The organism is Mannheimia granulomatis (assembly GCF_011455695.1).
Taxonomy (GTDB): Bacteria; Pseudomonadota; Gammaproteobacteria; order Enterobacterales; family Pasteurellaceae; genus Mannheimia; species Mannheimia granulomatis_A.
Window position 1 is genome coordinate 1,670,785 of the sequence record NZ_CP015030.1, and the last position, 18,098, is coordinate 1,688,882.

The 18,098-nt window shown below is 41.6% G+C and carries 21 protein-coding genes; 7 read left to right on the plus strand and 14 right to left on the minus strand.

All coding sequences use genetic code 11. From position 1 onward, the window contains the following. Nucleotides 1–3 precede the first annotated feature (3 nt). The 9 genes from torC to napF form a co-directional block, all read right to left on the minus strand. The gene (torC, locus tag A4G16_RS08050) at nt 4–1,167 is read right to left on the minus strand and encodes a pentaheme c-type cytochrome TorC (RefSeq protein ID WP_165889450.1); all 1,164 of its coding nucleotides are present in this window, start codon (nt 1,165–1,167) and stop codon (nt 4–6) included. 4 nt (nt 1,168–1,171) lie between these two features. Next, nucleotides 1,172–1,306, minus strand: coding sequence for a nitrate/trimethylamine N-oxide reductase NapE/TorE (locus tag A4G16_RS08055; RefSeq protein ID WP_165889451.1), 135 nt, complete (start codon nt 1,304–1,306; stop codon nt 1,172–1,174). 297 nt (nt 1,307–1,603) lie between these two features. Then, complete coding sequence (locus A4G16_RS08060; RefSeq protein ID WP_027073689.1) at nt 1,604–2,212, minus strand: NapC/NirT family cytochrome c; 609 nt, start codon at nt 2,210–2,212, stop codon at nt 1,604–1,606. A gap of 10 nt (nt 2,213–2,222) precedes the next feature. Then, the gene (locus tag A4G16_RS08065; RefSeq protein WP_165889452.1) at nt 2,223–2,651 is read right to left on the minus strand and encodes a nitrate reductase cytochrome c-type subunit; all 429 of its coding nucleotides are present in this window, start codon (nt 2,649–2,651) and stop codon (nt 2,223–2,225) included. Between the two features lie 57 nt (nt 2,652–2,708). Next, nucleotides 2,709–3,587, minus strand: coding sequence for a quinol dehydrogenase ferredoxin subunit NapH (napH, locus tag A4G16_RS08070; RefSeq protein ID WP_165889453.1), 879 nt, complete (start codon nt 3,585–3,587; stop codon nt 2,709–2,711). Further along, nucleotides 3,587–4,492, minus strand: coding sequence for a ferredoxin-type protein NapG (gene napG / locus A4G16_RS08075; RefSeq protein WP_042804324.1), 906 nt, complete (start codon nt 4,490–4,492; stop codon nt 3,587–3,589). The genes napH and napG overlap by 1 nt, the downstream gene beginning before the upstream one ends. A gap of 95 nt (nt 4,493–4,587) precedes the next feature. Next, nucleotides 4,588–7,086: a nitrate reductase catalytic subunit NapA gene (gene napA / locus A4G16_RS08080; RefSeq protein ID WP_165889454.1), complete on the minus strand. Its 2,499-nt coding sequence runs from the start codon at nt 7,084–7,086 to the stop codon at nt 4,588–4,590. Between the two features lie 34 nt (nt 7,087–7,120). Continuing rightward, a complete protein-coding gene (locus A4G16_RS08085; RefSeq protein WP_165889455.1) occupies nt 7,121–7,387 on the minus strand; it encodes a chaperone NapD in 267 nt (88 codons plus the stop codon). Further along, entirely contained in the window at nt 7,380–7,916 is a 537-nt protein-coding gene (napF, locus tag A4G16_RS08090; protein ID WP_165889456.1) for a ferredoxin-type protein NapF, read from the minus strand. The genes A4G16_RS08085 and napF overlap by 8 nt, the downstream gene beginning before the upstream one ends. 183 nt (nt 7,917–8,099) lie before the next feature. On the opposite strand from napF, the gene A4G16_RS08095 reads away from it, so the two are divergent. Further along, the gene (locus A4G16_RS08095; RefSeq protein ID WP_165889457.1) at nt 8,100–8,675 is read left to right on the plus strand and encodes an NAD(P)H-dependent oxidoreductase; all 576 of its coding nucleotides are present in this window, start codon (nt 8,100–8,102) and stop codon (nt 8,673–8,675) included. Between the two features lie 86 nt (nt 8,676–8,761). Here the strand turns inward: A4G16_RS08095 and ddc are convergent, their stop codons facing one another. The 5 genes from ddc to radC all read right to left on the minus strand — a co-directional run bounded on the left by ddc (nt 8,762) and on the right by radC (nt 13,370). Then, nucleotides 8,762–10,297: an L-2,4-diaminobutyrate decarboxylase gene (ddc, locus tag A4G16_RS08100; protein WP_165889458.1), complete on the minus strand. Its 1,536-nt coding sequence runs from the start codon at nt 10,295–10,297 to the stop codon at nt 8,762–8,764. 80 nt (nt 10,298–10,377) lie between these two features. Beyond that, nucleotides 10,378–11,742 carry a diaminobutyrate--2-oxoglutarate transaminase gene (locus tag A4G16_RS08105; RefSeq protein ID WP_165889459.1) on the minus strand — a complete coding sequence of 455 codons (1,365 nt, stop codon included), beginning with the start codon at nt 11,740–11,742 and terminating at the stop codon, nt 10,378–10,380. A gap of 349 nt (nt 11,743–12,091) precedes the next feature. Next, nucleotides 12,092–12,262 carry a 50S ribosomal protein L33 gene (gene rpmG, locus A4G16_RS08110; protein WP_005613503.1) on the minus strand — a complete coding sequence of 57 codons (171 nt, stop codon included), beginning with the start codon at nt 12,260–12,262 and terminating at the stop codon, nt 12,092–12,094. A gap of 11 nt (nt 12,263–12,273) precedes the next feature. Next, nucleotides 12,274–12,510, minus strand: a complete 237-nt coding sequence (gene rpmB, locus A4G16_RS08115; RefSeq protein ID WP_005599762.1) for a 50S ribosomal protein L28 — start codon at nt 12,508–12,510, stop codon at nt 12,274–12,276. 158 nt (nt 12,511–12,668) lie between these two features. Further along, nucleotides 12,669–13,370 (minus strand): RadC family protein, encoded by a 702-nt coding sequence (gene radC / locus A4G16_RS08120; protein ID WP_237052363.1) that lies wholly within the window; start codon nt 13,368–13,370, stop codon nt 12,669–12,671. 161 nt (nt 13,371–13,531) lie between these two features. On the opposite strand from radC, the gene coaBC reads away from it, so the two are divergent. From coaBC to murB, 6 genes are all read left to right on the plus strand, one after another. Next, nucleotides 13,532–14,764 (plus strand): bifunctional phosphopantothenoylcysteine decarboxylase/phosphopantothenate--cysteine ligase CoaBC, encoded by a 1,233-nt coding sequence (gene coaBC / locus A4G16_RS08125; RefSeq protein ID WP_165889461.1) that lies wholly within the window; start codon nt 13,532–13,534, stop codon nt 14,762–14,764. A 140-nt stretch (nt 14,765–14,904) separates the two neighbouring features. After that, nucleotides 14,905–15,360 carry a dUTP diphosphatase gene (dut, locus tag A4G16_RS08130; protein WP_165889462.1) on the plus strand — a complete coding sequence of 152 codons (456 nt, stop codon included), beginning with the start codon at nt 14,905–14,907 and terminating at the stop codon, nt 15,358–15,360. A gap of 12 nt (nt 15,361–15,372) precedes the next feature. Next, entirely contained in the window at nt 15,373–15,978 is a 606-nt protein-coding gene (gene slmA, locus A4G16_RS08135) for a nucleoid occlusion factor SlmA (protein WP_165889463.1), read from the plus strand. A gap of 2 nt (nt 15,979–15,980) precedes the next feature. Further along, the gene (locus A4G16_RS08140; protein ID WP_027073672.1) at nt 15,981–16,199 is read left to right on the plus strand and encodes a YheU family protein; all 219 of its coding nucleotides are present in this window, start codon (nt 15,981–15,983) and stop codon (nt 16,197–16,199) included. Between the two features lie 63 nt (nt 16,200–16,262). Continuing rightward, a complete protein-coding gene (gene crp / locus A4G16_RS08145) occupies nt 16,263–16,937 on the plus strand; it encodes a cAMP-activated global transcriptional regulator CRP (RefSeq protein ID WP_027073671.1) in 675 nt (224 codons plus the stop codon). Between the two features lie 122 nt (nt 16,938–17,059). Next, nucleotides 17,060–18,088, plus strand: a complete 1,029-nt coding sequence (gene murB, locus A4G16_RS08150) for a UDP-N-acetylmuramate dehydrogenase (protein WP_165889464.1) — start codon at nt 17,060–17,062, stop codon at nt 18,086–18,088. Nucleotides 18,089–18,098: the final 10 nt, after the last annotated feature.

The following is an 18,098-nucleotide window of genomic DNA, read 5'->3' on the forward strand; positions in this document are numbered from 1 at the left end:
TGCTTAATGCTTCGCCCCTTCGCTATCAGATGCGTGCATTTGCAGGTAACGCAACACTTCTTTGCCGGTCTGTTTATCCATATTGGTAAAGCCGATCATACCGTTGAACAAGCCAATCCAGCTATTTGAATCGAAGTGGGCAACATCAGGCTGTCTGTGGCAGGTACTGCATTGCGTTTTGTATTGATTTTCCGCATTCGCCCAAATTGGGGTGACATCATCAAGTAACTGCGCTTTTCCAATCCACGCTTGCAGTTTGACTTTCTGCCAGTTCAAGCCGGTAATCGGATCTTCTCGGGTTTCCAATACCTCAAATTTCGGCTCGTTTGCCATAAATTCCTTGGTAAGCACCGCATCGGTAATGTTTTTACCGAAATCGTGATACCAAATACGTCCAAAGCCTTTTTCTTTACGCCACATCGTCAGTTCCACCAAATCCGCATTGCTGCCTGCTTTAACAAACGCAACCGGCACGGCGGTTTCCAACTGCCCGATAGCTTGGCTCAAGCCTTCGTCTAAGAACAGTTCCGCATTGCCTTTGGTGTAATACGATTTGCCTTGATTCGGTGATTTATTCACAAACTGATCAAACTTCGATTTCACCGCATTTTCGTCCACTTTCGGTAAGTGGTGGGCAATCCCTTTGTGACAGTCCATACAGCTTTGATCTTTCTCGGCTGCCGGAATCATCGCTTTGCGTGCCGCTTCCGACATCTTCTCGAAATTCATTCGCTCGTAGCTGTGGCAAGCTTTACACTCTTTAGAGCCATTGGCGGCAAATCTTGCCCACTCCCGCTCTGCCATTTCTAAGCGGTGTTTTTCAAACGCTCCCTCATCTTTATATTTTCCTGTCATTTCCGCTAACACTTCACGGCTTGCCTGCACTTTGCGTGCGTATTTTTCGGTGTAATCATGTGGCAAATGGCAGCTCGAACAGGTAGCCGTTACCCCACTTTTATTCGACCAGTGGACCGTTTGTTTGAGCTCTTCCAACGGTTTTTGCATAGAGTGACAACTTACGCAAAACTCCTCACTGCTAGTTTTATCCATCGCTTTGTTAAATTGATGCCAACTCACTGCACCTGCCACAAAGCCGATACTGACCAATACCCCCAAACCAATTTTATTAGCCGGTTTGGTAAAAAAGGATTTTATCGCTCTTATCATATTCCTAAGCTCCCGGTAATCCGATGACAAATATTTGTAACATCCACACAATAAAGCCGTAAGCCCCCACGGCAAATGCCATCAGTAATGGTAAAATTAGCCCTGACAGCAATAACGTTTTAAATAATTCTGAACGCATTTCAACCCCTATTCTTTATAACTAATAGTAATATTATTTAATTATTCTCCTTTCAGCGATAAGTTGCCTTGATATCAATCAAAAAATAGGGGATTTGTGCTAAAAACAAACGAATGGCGACTTTTGCCTTACTGTAACCTAATCCCTTTGCCTTGATTACCCTTTGGCAGGCAGCCACAAGCAAGTTGCAAGCGGTTAAATTCTAATGATTTTTTACCAAATTTCGAAACTTAAGGATATTAAGAGAAAAAAATAACCCTCAAGAAACTTAAGGGTTATTGTGTTTTTACTAAATTACTATTTTTTCTCTTCTGATTTTTTTAGTAAATCATCCGGAATAAAGTTCTTTTGGATTGCTTCCATATGTGGAAGATTATGAGCAATACCTTTATGGCAATCAATACAGGTTTTGCCTTGCTCTTGTGCTAAAGTATGCATTCTTTGTGCAACTTCTTTTTGTTGAGTAAAGTCCATATCATCAAAATTATGGCAATTTCGACACTCTTGTGAATTATTCGCCTTCATACGAGCCCATTCACGTTCCGCCATTTCGCCTCGGTAGGTTTCAAATTTCTCTTTAGTATCTACCTTACCAACAATGTGAGCGTATACTTCTTTGGCAGCAATAATTTTACGTTGCCATTTCGGGAAAAACTCGTGCGGCACGTGGCAGTCAGAACAGATCGCTTTTACACCACTGCGGTTTGAGTAGTGAGATGATGCACGATACTCCGGCACAACATCATTCATATGGCAGTCAGAACAAAACTCTTCAGTATTCGTCATTGCAAGACCGGCATTAAAACCACTCCATGCAAAAATCCCACCTAGTGCTGAAATAAGGATAACTGCACCAATCGCCATTTTACTTGGGCGACAAAACCAATTCCAAAATCTTTTTAACATTGCTTACTCCTTATTTACCTTGCGATTGACGTGCAGAATCAAATTTATTTTGAACGATTGGATTCACATCTGTTTGTTGCACGTGGCACTGTAAACAGAAATAACGGCTTGGTGATTCGCTACCATGCATCTTACCATTACGATCAGTAAAATGACTTGGCGGTAAAGGAGTTGCGCCTGTGGTTTTAGATGGCTCAGAGGCATGGCAACCTAAACAATGGTTCACATTTTTACTCACTTGTAAGCCACGAATGCTGTGCGGAACCAACGGCGGTTGGAATGGAAAAGTAGTCGGAATATTCCCAACATTTTTTTGTGGATTATGAAATCCCGGAGCCACACTTTCAGTTGTACCATCAATACCACCTGAGAGTTTTGGGGATTCTGCAATCGCAAAGCCCGACATTGCGACTAAAATTAGGGCAAGATATTTTCTCATTTGAGGTTCACTCCATTAAAACGGTTGTTTTTAAACTCAAAAAACAAAGATTAAAATTTAAATATTTTTTACATCAATACTACCTTGGAAACGACTTCCAAAGGCAAAGACTTTCTCAGCACAAACGTCTATGCAACGTCCACAAGTAATACAATCCTTCGATAAAATAACCGTACTCTCTTCCGGCTTACCGTGCAGCGGAGTTCGCAATACTTGTGGCTCAGGGCAAACGTTGTAGCAATCCATACAATTATCGCAACGATTGCGATCAACCACTTTGACCTTAATCAGGCTTTTCGCACCAATTAAGGCATAAGTTGCCCCAATCGGACAAAGATGCCCACACCAACCATGCTCAGCGACTAATAAGTCAAATAAGAACACAACCAACACTAACCAAAATGTTGCTCCTAAGCCAAATACAAAAGCTCTACCTAAAGCAGCAACCGGGTTAATCCACTCCCATAGCAACGAACCGGAGATCGCACTACCAATTAAAATCACGACTAAAATCACATAACGCAAATTGCGTGAAATTTTTGCTGTTTGGCGAATACCTAATTTACGTCTTAGCCAAGCAGCTGTGTCGGTAACCATATTCATCGGGCAAACCCAGCTACAAAAAAGCTTGCTACCGACAATGCCATAAAAAGCAACTATAATTAACGCCCCAGCAAGTACCGTCCATTCGGGGCGATAACCTGTTGCTAATACTTCTGCTGCCATTAGCGGGTCGGTCATCGGCACGGTATCCAGCAGTAAACTACCGCTATAATTACCTTTCAGAATCCAAACATTCCAAAGCGGGCCACTCATAAACATTAATATAATGCTTAACTGGCTTAAGCGTCTTAAAATCAAAAAACGATTTGCATGCCACCAGCCTAATTTCTGACGTGCTTCCAAACCTGCATTTTTAGGAGAATTTGCCGCCATTATTTCACCCCCTTAAGATTTAAGTCTAAATCAGGGAAATGCTCCGGAGCTTCAACGGTTGTAGAATTAGGCACATAGTGTTGTGTTGCACGGCTAGGCGTTATGACTTTCACATCAGGTTTAACCTGCATAGGTTGATATACCGGCTCGTGCAGCCCTTCCGGCATACGCGCCTCATAAGCCGGGCGCAAACCGTCCGGATGCACATCTTCAATTAAAGATTTTCCGGCATTTTGTTTTTCCTGCCAACCTAATCGATAATGGCGACCTAATAAACCTTTTGCCAAATCCATTGGTAACACTTTGATTGCAGCCTCTTCCAACACGCAAGCTTGCTCACATTTTCCGCAACCGGTGCAAGCATCGGAATGAACTGTTGGGATTAATTTTGCATGAATTGCTGTTCTATCGTTATGAATATTTTCAAGCGTGATTGCCTTATCAATTAAAGGGCAAACACGGTAGCAAACATCACAACGCAAGCCTTGCCAATTCAAGCATGTTTCGTGATCTAACAAAACCGCTAATCCCATTCGAGCATCATCAATATCTTTCAGCTCTTCGCTTAATGCCCCTGTTGGACAAGCATTCATACACGGAATATCAACACACATTTCGCACGGTTTATCCCGAGCAATGAAATAAGGTGTACCGGCTTCCACAGGTGAAATTAATGAAGCTAGATGCAACATATCGTAAGGGCAAGCCTGAACACATTGCCCACAACGAGTACAGGCACTGAGAAAATCTTGCTCAGGTAATGCCCCCGGTGGTCGCAGTGCTACACCTTCTCTGGCAAAGCTCTGTTGCTGCTGCAAGCCCAAAATCACTCCAACACCGCATATTCCTGCCGCAGTACGAGTGGCATTTTTCAAAAATTGTCGGCGATTTGGATCCATTTTCATTGTGGGTTCCTCTTGTTAAGCGGTCAAAATTTGCAAATTTTTTGCAAAATTGAACCGCTTGTTACATCCCCTCCACCAAGGAGGAGAGTGTTTTATTAAGCCTTAACCACCTTAACCGCACATTTTTTGAAGTCGGTTTCAAATGAAATTGGGTCTGTCGCATCTAACGTTACTTTGTTGATTAACTGACCTGCATCGAAGAAGGTTGAATAAATTAAACCTTCCGGACACTTATTACGGCCACGGGTATCTAAGTTCGATACATACTCACCACGACGCGAAATAACTTTCACTTTATCACCATGACGTAGACCTCGTTTTTTCGCATCGTTCGGGTGCATCCACACAAGGTTAGTTGGGAACGCTTTGTGTAATTCAGGGACACGACGGGTCATTGTGCCGGTGTGCCAATGTTCTAGTACACGGCCGGTACAGAACCATAAATCGTATTCTTCATCCGGTGCTTCTGCCGGTCCTTCATATGGAACACCTAAAATAACAGCTTTTTTATCTGCATTTCCGTAGAAAGAAACCCCTTCACCCGGTTGAACATAAGGGTCATAACCCTCACGGTAACGCCATAATGTTTCTTTGTATTCACCGGTTTTTTCATCTTTTACTACAGGCCAACGTAAGCCACGCACTTTATGATAAGTCTCAAAATCTGCTAAGTCATGACCATGTCCGCGACCAAATTCTGCATACTCCTCAAATAGACCTTTTTGAATGTAGTAACCAAAGTGATCCGCTTCGTCATTCATATAGCCCGGAATATTGGTTGGCACTTGGTAACTATCTACTTTTCCATTACGGTAAAGGATTTCATACAAAGTTTTACCACGTAATTCTGGTGCTTTTGCAACTAGCTCTTCCGGCCACACTTCTTCTACTTTAAAGTATTTAGAGAATTCAACAAGCTGCCATGTATCAGAGCGCGCATTTGCTGGTCCTTTAACTTGCTGACGCCAGAATTGGGTACGGCGTTCTGCATTACCGTAAGCCCCTTCTTTTTCCACCCACATACAGGTTGGGAGAATTAAGTCTGCAGCAACTGCTGAAACTGACGGGTAAGGGTCTGATACCACAATAAAGTTTTCAGGATTACGCCAGCCCGGGAAGATTTCTTCATTAATGTTCGGTCCACCCTGCATATTGTTGGTACACATCTGCCATAAGAAGTTGAGCTTACCGTCTTTTAATGCTCGGCTTTGTGCGGTTGCGTGGAAGCCCGGTACATCCGGAATCGCACCCGCAGGTAATTTCCATGCTTTTTCTACAATCTCACGATGTTTTGGATTGGTGACCACCATATCTGCCGGTAAACGGTGAATAAATGTCCCTACTTCACGCGCTGTACCACAAGCCGATGGCTGACCCGTTAAGGAGAAAGGTCCACAACCTTCCAATGCAATCTTACCGGTTAATAAATGTACGTTATACATCATGTGGTTTACCCACACACCGCGTGTATGTTGGTTGAAGCCCATTGTCCAGAATGAAACAATTTTTCTGTTTGGATCAGCATACATTTCCGCTAAAGCCTCTAACTGCTCTTTCGGCACACCTGAAATACGGTGCGCTTCTTCTAATGTATAAGGTGCAACGATTTTCTTAAATTCTTCGAAATCACTGTCATACATTTTACCTGCAGTTTTCGCATTGGTATTTTGTTGCAATTTGTGTTCAGGGCGTAAACCGTAACCGATATTGGTTTCACCACGTTTGAATTTGGTGTGTTTGTTTACGAAATCCCAGTTTACTTTATCGTTTTGGATAATGTAGTTCGCAATATAGTTTAAAATTGCTAAATCGGAATGTGGTTTAAACAAAATTGGGGTATCGGCTAATTCAAATGAACGATGCTCAAAGGTAGACATAACCACTACACGTACATTGTCATTCGATAAGCGACGATCAGAAATACGGCTCCATAAAATCGGGTGCATCTCCGCCATGTTTGAACCCCAAAGCACGAAAGCATCGGTTTTTTCGATGTCGTTATAGCAGCCCATCGGCTCATCCATACCGAAAGTACGCATAAAAGCAACCGCTGCTGATGCCATACAGTGACGAGCATTCGGATCAATCGTATTTGAACGGAAACCACCTTTCCAAAGTTTAACTTTTGCGTAACCCTCAAAAATCGTGGTTTGACCTGATGAGAACATCCCTACCGCATTCGGGCCTTTTGCTTTAATGATGGCTTTGATTTTCTCTGCCATAATGGTAAAAGCTTGCTCCCAAGAAACCGGCGTGAAATCACCGTTCTTATCAAATTTACCGTCTTTCATACGAAGCATCGGCTCTTGCATACGGTCTGCGCCGTACATCATTTTTGATAGGAAATAACCTTTAATACAGTTTAAACCACGGTTTACTTCTGCATCCGGATCACCTTGTGTTGCAACCACTTTACCGTCTTTGGTACCTACAAGTACGCTACAACCTGTACCACAATAACGGCACGGTGCTTTATCCCAACGAATGCCTGTATCATCTGCCTGAACGTTTTTCACAGGAATCATAATTCCTGCTGCCGCAGCAGCTGCTACAGCCGCGTTCGCTTTCATAAAATCTCTACGATTGAGTTCCATAACTATAGTCCCACGTTGACTTCAAAAAATAAAATTACTGCTCATCGATATAGTTAGAAATTAAAGACACTACAATCACACCTTTTATATCTTTAATCTGATCAATGCGATCTGAAAGGGCTAAATGCACATTGCTTTCAATCGTCACGACTAACTTACCTTCCTCTGCTTTCTCACCATGAATTTCAGTAAAAGGAATATTCAGAATCTCTGCTTTTACAGCATCTAATCTTTCTGGCTTTGCTTGTACCACAAGGCTACACACATACCAGTTTTCGTTTTCAGATAATTTTTCACTCATATTGATTTGCTTGTTGAATTTGAATTGCACCTGTCGGGCAAACGCTTACACAAGCCCCACAACCGGTACAACTTTCTAAATTTAACGTCATTTCAGCAATCCCGCCCAAACTTGGACGAAAACGGATTACTCTCATCTCACAGCTATCACCACAACTTCTGCACTCAGTTCCGTGCTTTAATAAGCAGCTTGGCTGAACATTGATTTTATGTGTCCAAGCTTCTTCGCTTGTCTCTCGAAACACGTCAACTTCACACGATTGCACACATTTTTCACAAAAAGTACATTCGCCACGGCTGAAATCCACTTCAGGATAACCGCCCGCTCCTTTTATCAGGATTTGCGTCTCACAAGTCTCAATACAGCGATGACAAGCGGTGCATTTTTCTAAAAAATTTGCTAAATTAGCCCAAGGCGGACGAATCGGCTCATGCCCCTGTTGGCTGACTTTCTCACTTTTTAAGGAATCTAAAAAATGCCCTTGTAAAAAGCTACGACGAGGGAATGATTGGTTTGAAATATTGGTCAAGAAAACACCATTTTTAATATCACCAGCATACGTTGATTATCTAATGTTCACTGAATATCGTTCATTCCTCAAACGGGGTATTTGATTGTTAATTCACGAAAACATTGATTTTCATCAAAGAAAATCAAGTTAAAATCCGCTATCTATAAATTGTTACATCAAAATATTTAAGGTGAGAAATATATGAACCACCTCATTATTTATGCCCATCCCAATCCAAACAGTTTTAACCATGCTATTTTAAATAAAACGGTTGAATCCTCTTCTTCATCCAAAGTTATAGTAAGAGATCTTTACCAACTTGATTTCTCTCCCACGCTAAGTTGGCATGAGCTTAAACAAAGCTTTAGCCGGCAATATTTCTTAGACGTTGCCAGAGAACATCAATATTGGCGAGAAGCCGACCTTATTACTTTAATTTATCCGATTTGGTGGATGGGGTTTCCGGCGATTTTAAAAGGCTATTTAGACCGTGTATTAAGTTATGATTTTGCCTACCGTAACGGGGAAACTGAAAGCATTGGCTTACTCACAGGCAAGAAAATGCAACAGTTTGTCACACTCGGTAATTCAAACGAAAAATATGAGAGAAAAGGTTTTTTATCTGCTTTCGAACATACTCTAGGGAAAGGGTTATTTGAGTTCTGTGGTATTAAGGAGGTAAAAATGCACTATTTTGGCAATGTAGGGCTAAAAGAGACCGATTATGCAGCCATCTTGCAACAAGTATCGGTTTCTTGTCGAGAAATGTTAGAATAAATTTGCAAAAAATTGAGTAAAAATAACCGCTTGTCGCCAAATTTTAAGCGACAAGCGGTCTTATTTTCACACTTTTTTGCAAAAGCCTAGTCAATCGGTGGAACGTAAGTGCCGTTTACAATCGAATCTTTAATACGATCTGCTTCTGCCAATACTTGTCCTAATAATGCTTTCACATTTTCAAGGGTGGCGATTGGGCTTAAAGTCGTCATCTTCAGCGATTGATTACTGCCTACTTTTGTTACCCCAATATTCGCCTCACCGCGGGCAAAAAGTTCATCCGCCACATTTTGGTTAAGTGTATCTACAAACTCTGCCGGATACCCCTCTGGCACAACACGGAATAACACCGAGGCAAATTGTGCAGGCACAAGCATTTCCAAGTCTTTCGTCTCAGTAATATAAGCCTCAACTTCTTTTGATAAGTAAACACCGTGGTCAATCATTGAAGCGTATAAATCTTCACCTAAGGCTTCCACTGTAAACCACAATTTTAACGCATCAAAACGGCGGGTAGTCTGTAACGATTTCGCCACTAAGTTTGGCACACCATGTTCTTCATCATATTCTGAGTTTAAGTAGTCTGCCTTGTAATCAATGAAACGGTAATTCGCTTCATCTTTTAACAAGAAAGCACCACAAGAAATAGACTGGAAGAAATGTTTATGGAAATCCAGTGTAATTGAATCGGTTAACTCAATACCATCTAAGAAATGACGGAAATCTTTCGATAACAATAACGCACCACCCCAGGCTGCATCCACATGAACCCAAGCTTTGTATTCATCCGCTAACTTACGAATCGCTTTCAGATCGTCAATCGCTCCGGCATCGGTTGTTCCTGCTGTTGCCACAATACAAGCCACAATTTTGCCTTCGGCTTTTAACGCAGCAAGGGTTTTGGCAAGTGCATCAACATCCATTTGAGCATTTGCATTTGAAGGGACAGTTACCACAGATTGGAAGCCCATTCCCATCATTGCCATATTTTTTTGCACTGAAAAGTGAGCATTTTCCGAACAAACTACTTTTACATTTTTCATGGCATCGGCAGGAATACCATCAACCTGTACCGACCACTCTGAACCATCATCTTTTTTCCAATGATTTGCAATTGCCCAATCACGTGCTAATAACACACCCATTAAGTTCGATTGCGTGCCGCCAGAGGTAAATACACCTGATGTGCCTTTACCATAGCCGACTTTTTGGCGTAACCAATCAATTAAATGCTCTTCCATAATCGAACCAGCCGGGCTTTGATCCCAAGAGTCCATTGATTGGTTAGTCGCATTAATCAGCACTTCCGCAATTTGGCTGGTGACCATTGTCGGACAATGTAAATGAGCTAATGAGTGCGGATGGTGTACTTTTAAACTTGGATTTAAGAAAATATCGACCAAATGCTCTAGCGATTTTTGCACTCCAACGCCTTCTTTAGTCGGCTTGAAGCCATCAATTAAAGCCCGCATTTGCTTAATTGAACCACCGGTGTACATTTTTTCGTTTTTAAGCCAATTTGAAACTGCTTTCACCGCATTATTCATTGCTGTTTCATAATCCGCAATAGATTGTGGATCACTACAAAACAGGGATTGTCTGTGTTTGGAAATATCGGTCATTTTGTTCTCTCATCTATTCTATACACAAGACAAGCGGCCAAAATTTGCAAATTTTTTGCAAAATCTAATCGCTTGTATGATTAACCACGCACTGCTTTTACTGCTTCAGCAACAGATTTTTTGAAGCGCTTGATAAACTCTTCACATTCTGCTTGGGTGATATTTACTGCACAAAGAATACGTACCACGTTACCACCACGGCCACCACGCTCTAATAACAGTCTGTTTTTAAAACAGTATTTTTGAATCGCGACAGCTAAATCACAATCGCGTGGGTATGCACCGGTTGCATCCTGAGGCTTATGCTCATCAACAATATCAATACCCATCATTAAGCCTTTACCACGCACGTTACCGATACAAGGGAACTCTTGGCTTAATTCGCCTAATGCTTTAGTTAAGTACTCGCCTCGCTCTTTTGCATTTTGAGCCAAGTTTTCTTCACGCATAATTTTTAATGATACATAACCTGTCGCCATTGCTAATTGGTTACCACGGAATGTGCCTGTGTGACCTGCCGGCTGCCACGCATCAAATTCTTTTTTGATTGCTAATACCGCTAATGGCAAACTACCGCCAATCGCTTTAGACATCACGACGATATCCGGCTCAATGCCTGCATGCTCAAAAGCAAACATTTTGCCTGAACGACAGAAACCGGCTTGCACTTCATCCACAATCATTAAAATACCGTGTTTTTGTGTTACTTCACGCACTTTTTGTAAGAAGCTGATTGGAGCCGGTACCACACCGCCTTCACCTTGAATTGCTTCAAGAATAACAGCTGCCGGTTTTACGACACCACTTTCAACATCTTCGATAAAGTTTTCAAAATAATGCTCAACTGCTTTTGCACCGGCCTCACCACCAATGCCAAACGGGCAGCGGTATTCATGTGGATAAGGCATAAATTGCACACCCGGCATCAAACCTTGTACCGCATTTTTTGCACTTAAGTTACCGGTTAAAGATAAAGCACCGTGAGTCATACCATGGAAACCACCGGAAAACGCGATCACATTGCCACGACCTGTATAAGTTTTTGCTAATTTGATTGCTGCTTCATTAGCATCTGCACCAGATGGACCGGTAAATTGTAAGATGTATTTATCTTTAGGGAAGAAAGATAATAGTTCTTCAGTAAATGCATCTTTTAATGGAGTAGTAATATCTAAAGAGTGTAATGGCAAACCACTATCTAACACATCTTTGATAGCTTGCATTAACTGAGGATGGTTATGACCTAATGCTAGGGTTCCTGCACCTGCTAAAAAATCAAGATATTCATTGCCTTCAACATCCGTTACCCAAACACCTTGTGCTTTTTGATATGCAAACGGTAATTTACGAGGATAACTACGTACGTTGGATTCCATTGCATCTTGGCGATCTAAAAAGTATTGGTTTGAAGCAAGAACTGCTTGAACAGGAGTTTTAATTGTCATGTCAAAATAAACCTTCTGAAAGAGGTGAAAAAAATAAGTCGGGTGCCTTGCGGGAAGCCTAAGCTTTCTTATCCTAAAAGATAAGATGCCATGGGGCATTTGACTCGCTACTTATTAAAAAAAGCGTTTCAGCTTTTTTGTTTTTACCCTATATCTCCCTAAGAAATGAAATTGGGATAGGTTGGAAACAGACTTAAATGTAGGGCTACGTTTAAGAGGCGTAATGATACTTTTTTTGTTATAAAAAAGAAAGTTTTTTTGCCTAAAATGTCCGCAAAAATCAAGAAAATCAGAGTGAAGTTAATAAAAAACCCGACATAAAGTCGGGCTTCTCATATTTAAAACAAAATTATTTGATTTTTGCTTCTTTGTAGATAACGTGTTTACGCACAACTGGATCAAATTTTTTGATTTCCATTTTTTCCGGCATATTACGTTTGTTTTTATCTGTTGTGTAGAAATGACCTGTTTCTGCAGTAGAAACTAAACGGATTTTCTCACGAGCACCTTTAGCTGCCATGTTTTAGCTCCTTAGATTTTTTCGCCACGAGCACGGATTTCAGCTAATACTGCATCAATGCCTTTTTTATCAATAATACGCATACCTTTCGCAGTTAAACGTAAGGTTACGAAACGGTTTTCACTCTCAACCCAGAAACGGTGAGTGTGTAAGTTAGGTAAAAAACGACGACGAGTCGCGTTTAATGCGTGTGAGCGGTTGTTACCAACTGCTGGACGCTTGCCTGTTACTTGGCAAACTCTTGACATTTTAATTCTCCAATATGACTTAAGCTTAAGCTTGATGGTTTGGGTTTATCAGGGTTTTCACCTTCTGACTACCTCGTCAGGTAACACCCATCCCACGATTATGTTTTAAAGACTGCCGATTATACTGACTTTGTTCGACTCATTCAAGTCATTATTTGCTAATTATTTATCTCTTTTAGTTCCAGTTTTTCTTCTGCAAATGAAAAATAATCACCTTTGCCTACAATAATATGATCAACAAAGCGAATATCGACCAGTTCACATGCCATTTCAATCTTCTTCGTTAAACTTCTATCAGATTCGCTAGGTAAGCAGGAGCCGGAAGGGTGATTATGCGCAACAATAATCGCAGCTGCATTATATTTTAATGCCCGCTTAATAATTTCCCGGGGATGAACTGCAGTTTGATTAATGGTACCAAAAAACATTTTTTCTTTATAAATCAAGCGATTCTGATTATCTAAAAACAATACCATAAAAACCTCTCTTTCCTCTTCTTCCAGCTCGGTTTGAAAATACATAATCGCCATATAAGGAGCTTGAATCATCTCACTAAATTCCATTTGTTGTGCCAAATAGCGTTTCGTCATCTCTTTTGAGGCCTGCAATTGAATATATTTCGTTTTTCCTAATCCATAAATTTTGCAAAACTCATTGATATCTGCATTAAGCAATTGACGTAATGACCCAAATACCATTAATACGCTTTCCGCTAATGTCATTACTGGCACTTCTTTAGTTCCGGTACGCAAAAAAATAGCCAGCAACTCGGCATCTGTTAATGAAGCTGCTCCATGTGTCAGTAATTTTTCTCTTGGCATCATTATAGGTTCATCTGAAATAGCATCAAAGTCGTTCATTTTTTCCTCCATTACACAAAATTAGAATAAGAGAGCCAGCCCTTTTATGCAAAGGCATGAATTCGATTTTTCGAGCCAGATCACAAAAATAGTGTGCTTGTGAGCAACTACTTATTCGGATAAAATACGTCGAAAAAATCCAGTCCAAAAAGGAAATTAGGATGTTACAAAATAAAAAAATCTTAGTTGGTATCACTGGCGGAATCGCTGCCTACAAAACCATTGAACTCATTCGCCTACTCAAAAAAGCGGATGCGGAAGTGCGTGTGGTGCTGACCCCCGCAGCTGAAGCCTTCGTCACACCACTCACGCTGCAAGCGATTTCCGGCAATGCTGTGTCGAACTCATTACTCGACCCGCAAGCGGAGCTGGCAATGGGGCATATTGAGCTGGCGAAATGGGCGGATTTGGTGGTGGTTGCCCCTGCCTCAGCGGACTTTATTGCACGGCTTAGAATGGGAATGGGTAATGATTTACTTTCTACCCTCTGCCTTGCGACCCCAGCCCCGATTTTGCTCGCCCCGGCAATGAACCAGCAGATGTACAAGCGGTCGGCGGTGCAGGAAAATCTGCAAAAAGTGCGTGAACAAGGCGTGCTGACAGTCGGCCCGAACAGTGGTTTCCAAGCCTGTGGCGATGTGGGTGAAGGACGGATGTCTGAGCCTGCCGAGATTTTTGCAGAAATTCAGCAAATTCTGACCGCTTGCAATGACCTCGCCAATTTGAGTGTGGTGATTACCGCTGGCGGCACACGAGAAGCCATCGACCCTGTGCGTTATATCAGCAACCACAGCTCGGGCAAAATGGGCTATGCGATTGCCGAGAGCTTTGCCAAACGGGGGGCGAAAGTCGTGCTGATTTCGGGCGTGACCAATCTACCAACGCCGCCGAATGTTGAGCGTGTTAATGTGGTTTCCGCCCAAGAGATGTTTGAACAAGCGGTCAAATTCGCTCCGAAATCTGCAATTTTTATCGGCTGTGCGGCGGTAGCGGATTATCGGGTTGCGAACGTTTCCGAGCAAAAAATCAAGAAAACAGACGACAGCGATGAACTAACGCTAAAACTGGTGAAAAACCCCGATATTATTGCTAACATCGCCCATCTTACCGAAAATCGCCCGTTTGTGGTCGGCTTTGCGGCGGAAACGCAAAATGTGGCGGAATATGCTAAATCGAAACTCGAGCGTAAAAATCTCGATATGATTTGTGCCAACGATGTCTCAGGCGGACAAGTGTTCGGGCAGGATCAGAATGCACTCCATCTTTTTTGGAAAAACAAAGAAGGGGAAAACGGCGAGAAAAAATTACCGCTTGCGGATAAAACAAGGCTTGCGGAGAGCTTAGTGCAAGAAATTGTTGAGTGTTTCAACATCAAAAAAGGAACTACTACCTAGCACGAACCGTACTAGGTTAAAACCCCAGCCCCTTTTTGGGCTGTGCAGATCAGCAAAGCTACTCAGATAAATAACTCTGTACGACTCATACAAGGTTACAAGCGGTCAGAATTAGGAAAAATTTTACAAAAGGACAGACAATGAAACAGATCGATTTAAAAATTTTAGACAGCCGTATCGGCAACGAATTTCCGCTGCCGGCTTATGCGACAGAAGGTTCTGCAGGTTTGGATTTGCGGGCGCTAATCAATGAACCACTGACAGTTAAAGCTGGAGAAACAGTACTGATCCCAACGGGAATTTCGATTTATATTGCCGATCCAAATTTAGCTGCTGTGATCTTACCAAGATCAGGTTTAGGTCATAAAAACGGGATTGTGTTAGGCAACTTAGTAGGTTTGATAGATAGTGATTATCAAGGTCCGCTTATGGTTTCACTTTGGAACCGCAGTCAAACAGATTTCACTGTGAATGTGGGGGACCGTATCGCTCAATTAGTCTTTGTGCCAGTGGTACAAGCCAGTTTCAACATTGTAGAAAGTTTTGAGCAAACCGAGCGTGGCGAAGGCGGTTTCGGGCATTCTGGTAAACAGTAATCGGGAATACAAATGACAGAACCTAAAATTAAAATGCCGAAAAAATCCGTAGTTGAACGCCAACAACAAGTTTTAGAGGTGTTAATCGGATTATTAAATTCTGAAGAAGGCATGCAGCGTGTTACCACCGAGCGTTTAGCTGCTGCGGTTGGGGTGTCGGAAGGAGCGTTATACCGCTACTTCCCAAGTAAAACCAAGATGTTTGAAGCCTTGATTGAAAAAATTGAGCAAACCTTGACTCACTATATCCATACAAATAAACGTCAAGCCAGTAGTGCGAATTCCGTACGAGCCATTCTTTATGCGATCTTAGAATTTGCCCGTAAAAACCCGGGGGTAACTCGGATTCTGACTGGGCATGCATTAATGTTTGAAGACGATTTATTAAAAGCGAGAGTTGCCAAATTTTTCGATAATTTAGAGTTACAATTCGCCAATATTTTGCAACTGAGCAAACTACGTGAGCGTAAAAGCTTTGAAGATGAACGAGCGCTGGCAGGTTATTTAGTGAATTTCTGCGAAGGACAATTTTTACGTCTGGTCCGCTCTAATTTTAGCTATAACCAACATCAACATTTTGAAAAACAGTGGGCATTTATTAAACCTTTATTTGATTAATTATGATAATTCCTTGGCAAGAACTGGAAGAATCTACTTTAAATAATATTTTAGATTCTTTTATTTTACGAGAAGGCACAGATTATGGCGAAAAAGAACTCTCTTTAGCAGAAAAAAGAGAGAATTTGTTAGCACAATTAAAGGCTGATAAAGTCGTGATTGTCTGGTCTGAATTACACGAAAGCCTTGATATTAAAGAGAAAAAATCTTTTTTGGGTTAACGCTTTATTTCGTGCTAAAATTTCAAAAATTTAACTGGCTATAAATGATTTATAGGGAATATTATGCAAGATATGACGCTCTCAACTGCACCACTTGAAAATGTAACACCACCTCCCTCGATTCACGATCCGGCAGTTGAGTGGTTTTTAACGCATTGCCATATCCATCGCTATCCGGCGAAATACACACTTATTCATGCCGGTGAAGATGCTCAATCTCTGTTTTATATTGTAAACGGCTCTGTTGCGGTTTATATCAAAGATGATGAAACTAAAGAGATGTTACTTACTAATTTAGGAACAGGTGAATTTGTTGGTGAGTTAAGCTTATTTGAAGAGAAAGTGCAACAGCGTACTGCCTTTGTCCGCACCAAAGGCCCATGTGAGATTGCTGAAATTTCTTATAAAAAATTCAAACAGTTAGTCCATTTAAATCCTGACATTTTAATGTATTTATCGGCACAAATGGCACGCCGTTTACGTCAGACATCACGCCAAGTCGGTAATTTGGCTTTCTTAGATGTTGCCGGTCGCATTGCTCAGACATTGCTCAATCTAGCTAAAATGCCCGATGCCATGACCCATCCACAAGGTATGCAGATCAAAATTACCCGTCAAGAAATCGGGCAGATGGTTGGCTGCTCCCGTGAAACCGTAGGCAGGATTCTGAAAATGTTAGAAGATGAAGGGCTGATTTCTGCCCACGGCAAAACGATTGTCGTGTTTGGCGCCAGATAAATTTATTCTCTATTTCTTGCAAGCGGTCATATTTTTTCGGAGTTTTGCAAAACTCACTAAAAATATGACCGCTTGTTTATGGTAAACTTCTCCAATCTATCTACCAAAGTCGAATTTAAATTATGAACTACAGTTTAACCCCTTTTCATACTTTCCACTTACCCTCAAAAGCTACTCAGATCATTGAATTTAGCAGTGCAGAACAGCTATTAAGCGAATGGCAAAAAGCAGATGCGGCAAAGCAGCCTATTTTAATTCTTGGGCAAGGCTCCAATGTCTTATTTTTAGAAGATTTTGACGGCGTGGTACTCGTCAACAAACTTAAAGGTATTACATATCGGGAAGATGAGCATTTTCACTACCTACACGTTCAAGGTGGCGAAAACTGGCATGAGCTGGTTAAATGGACATTAAACCAAAACATCGCAGGACTTGAGAACTTAGCCTTAATTCCCGGTGTTGCAGGCTCTGCCCCTATTCAGAACATCGGCGCTTATGGCATGGAGTTTGAGCGGGCATGCGACTTTGTAGAGGTATTGAATTTGCGTTCCGGCGAGCGTTTTACGCTAAATAAAGCCGAATGCGAATTTGGCTATCGTGAAAGTGTATTTAAGCATCAATATCGTGATGAATTTGCGATTATTTCAGTTGGCTTAAAGCTGGCAAAAGCATGGCAGCCGATTTTAAGTTATGGCTCTTTAGCCCAATTTGATCCGAAAACCGTTACACCAAAGCAGATTTTTGATGAAGTCTGTGCAGTACGCTCCTCCAAATTACCAAATCCCGATGAATTTGGTAATGCCGGCAGCTTCTTTAAAAACCCGGTAATTTCACAAGTTCAATTTGCAAAAGTACAAGCTAAATTCCCAACTATCCCACATTATCCACAAGCAGATGGCAGCGTAAAATTAGCAGCAGGCTGGCTTATTGATCAAACTGAATTAAAAGGTTTCCAAATTGGGGGCGCTGCCGTGCATACCCAACAAGCATTAGTGTTGATAAACAAAAACGATGCAACTGGATCAGATGTAGCAGAGCTGGCTAAAACGGTCCGTCGTAAAGTTCGAGAAAAATTCGGTGTTGATATTCAACCTGAAGTTCGTTTTATAGGCAGAAAAGGTGAAGTCGACAGCGATCAGATCACACGCTAACAAGGAGTAG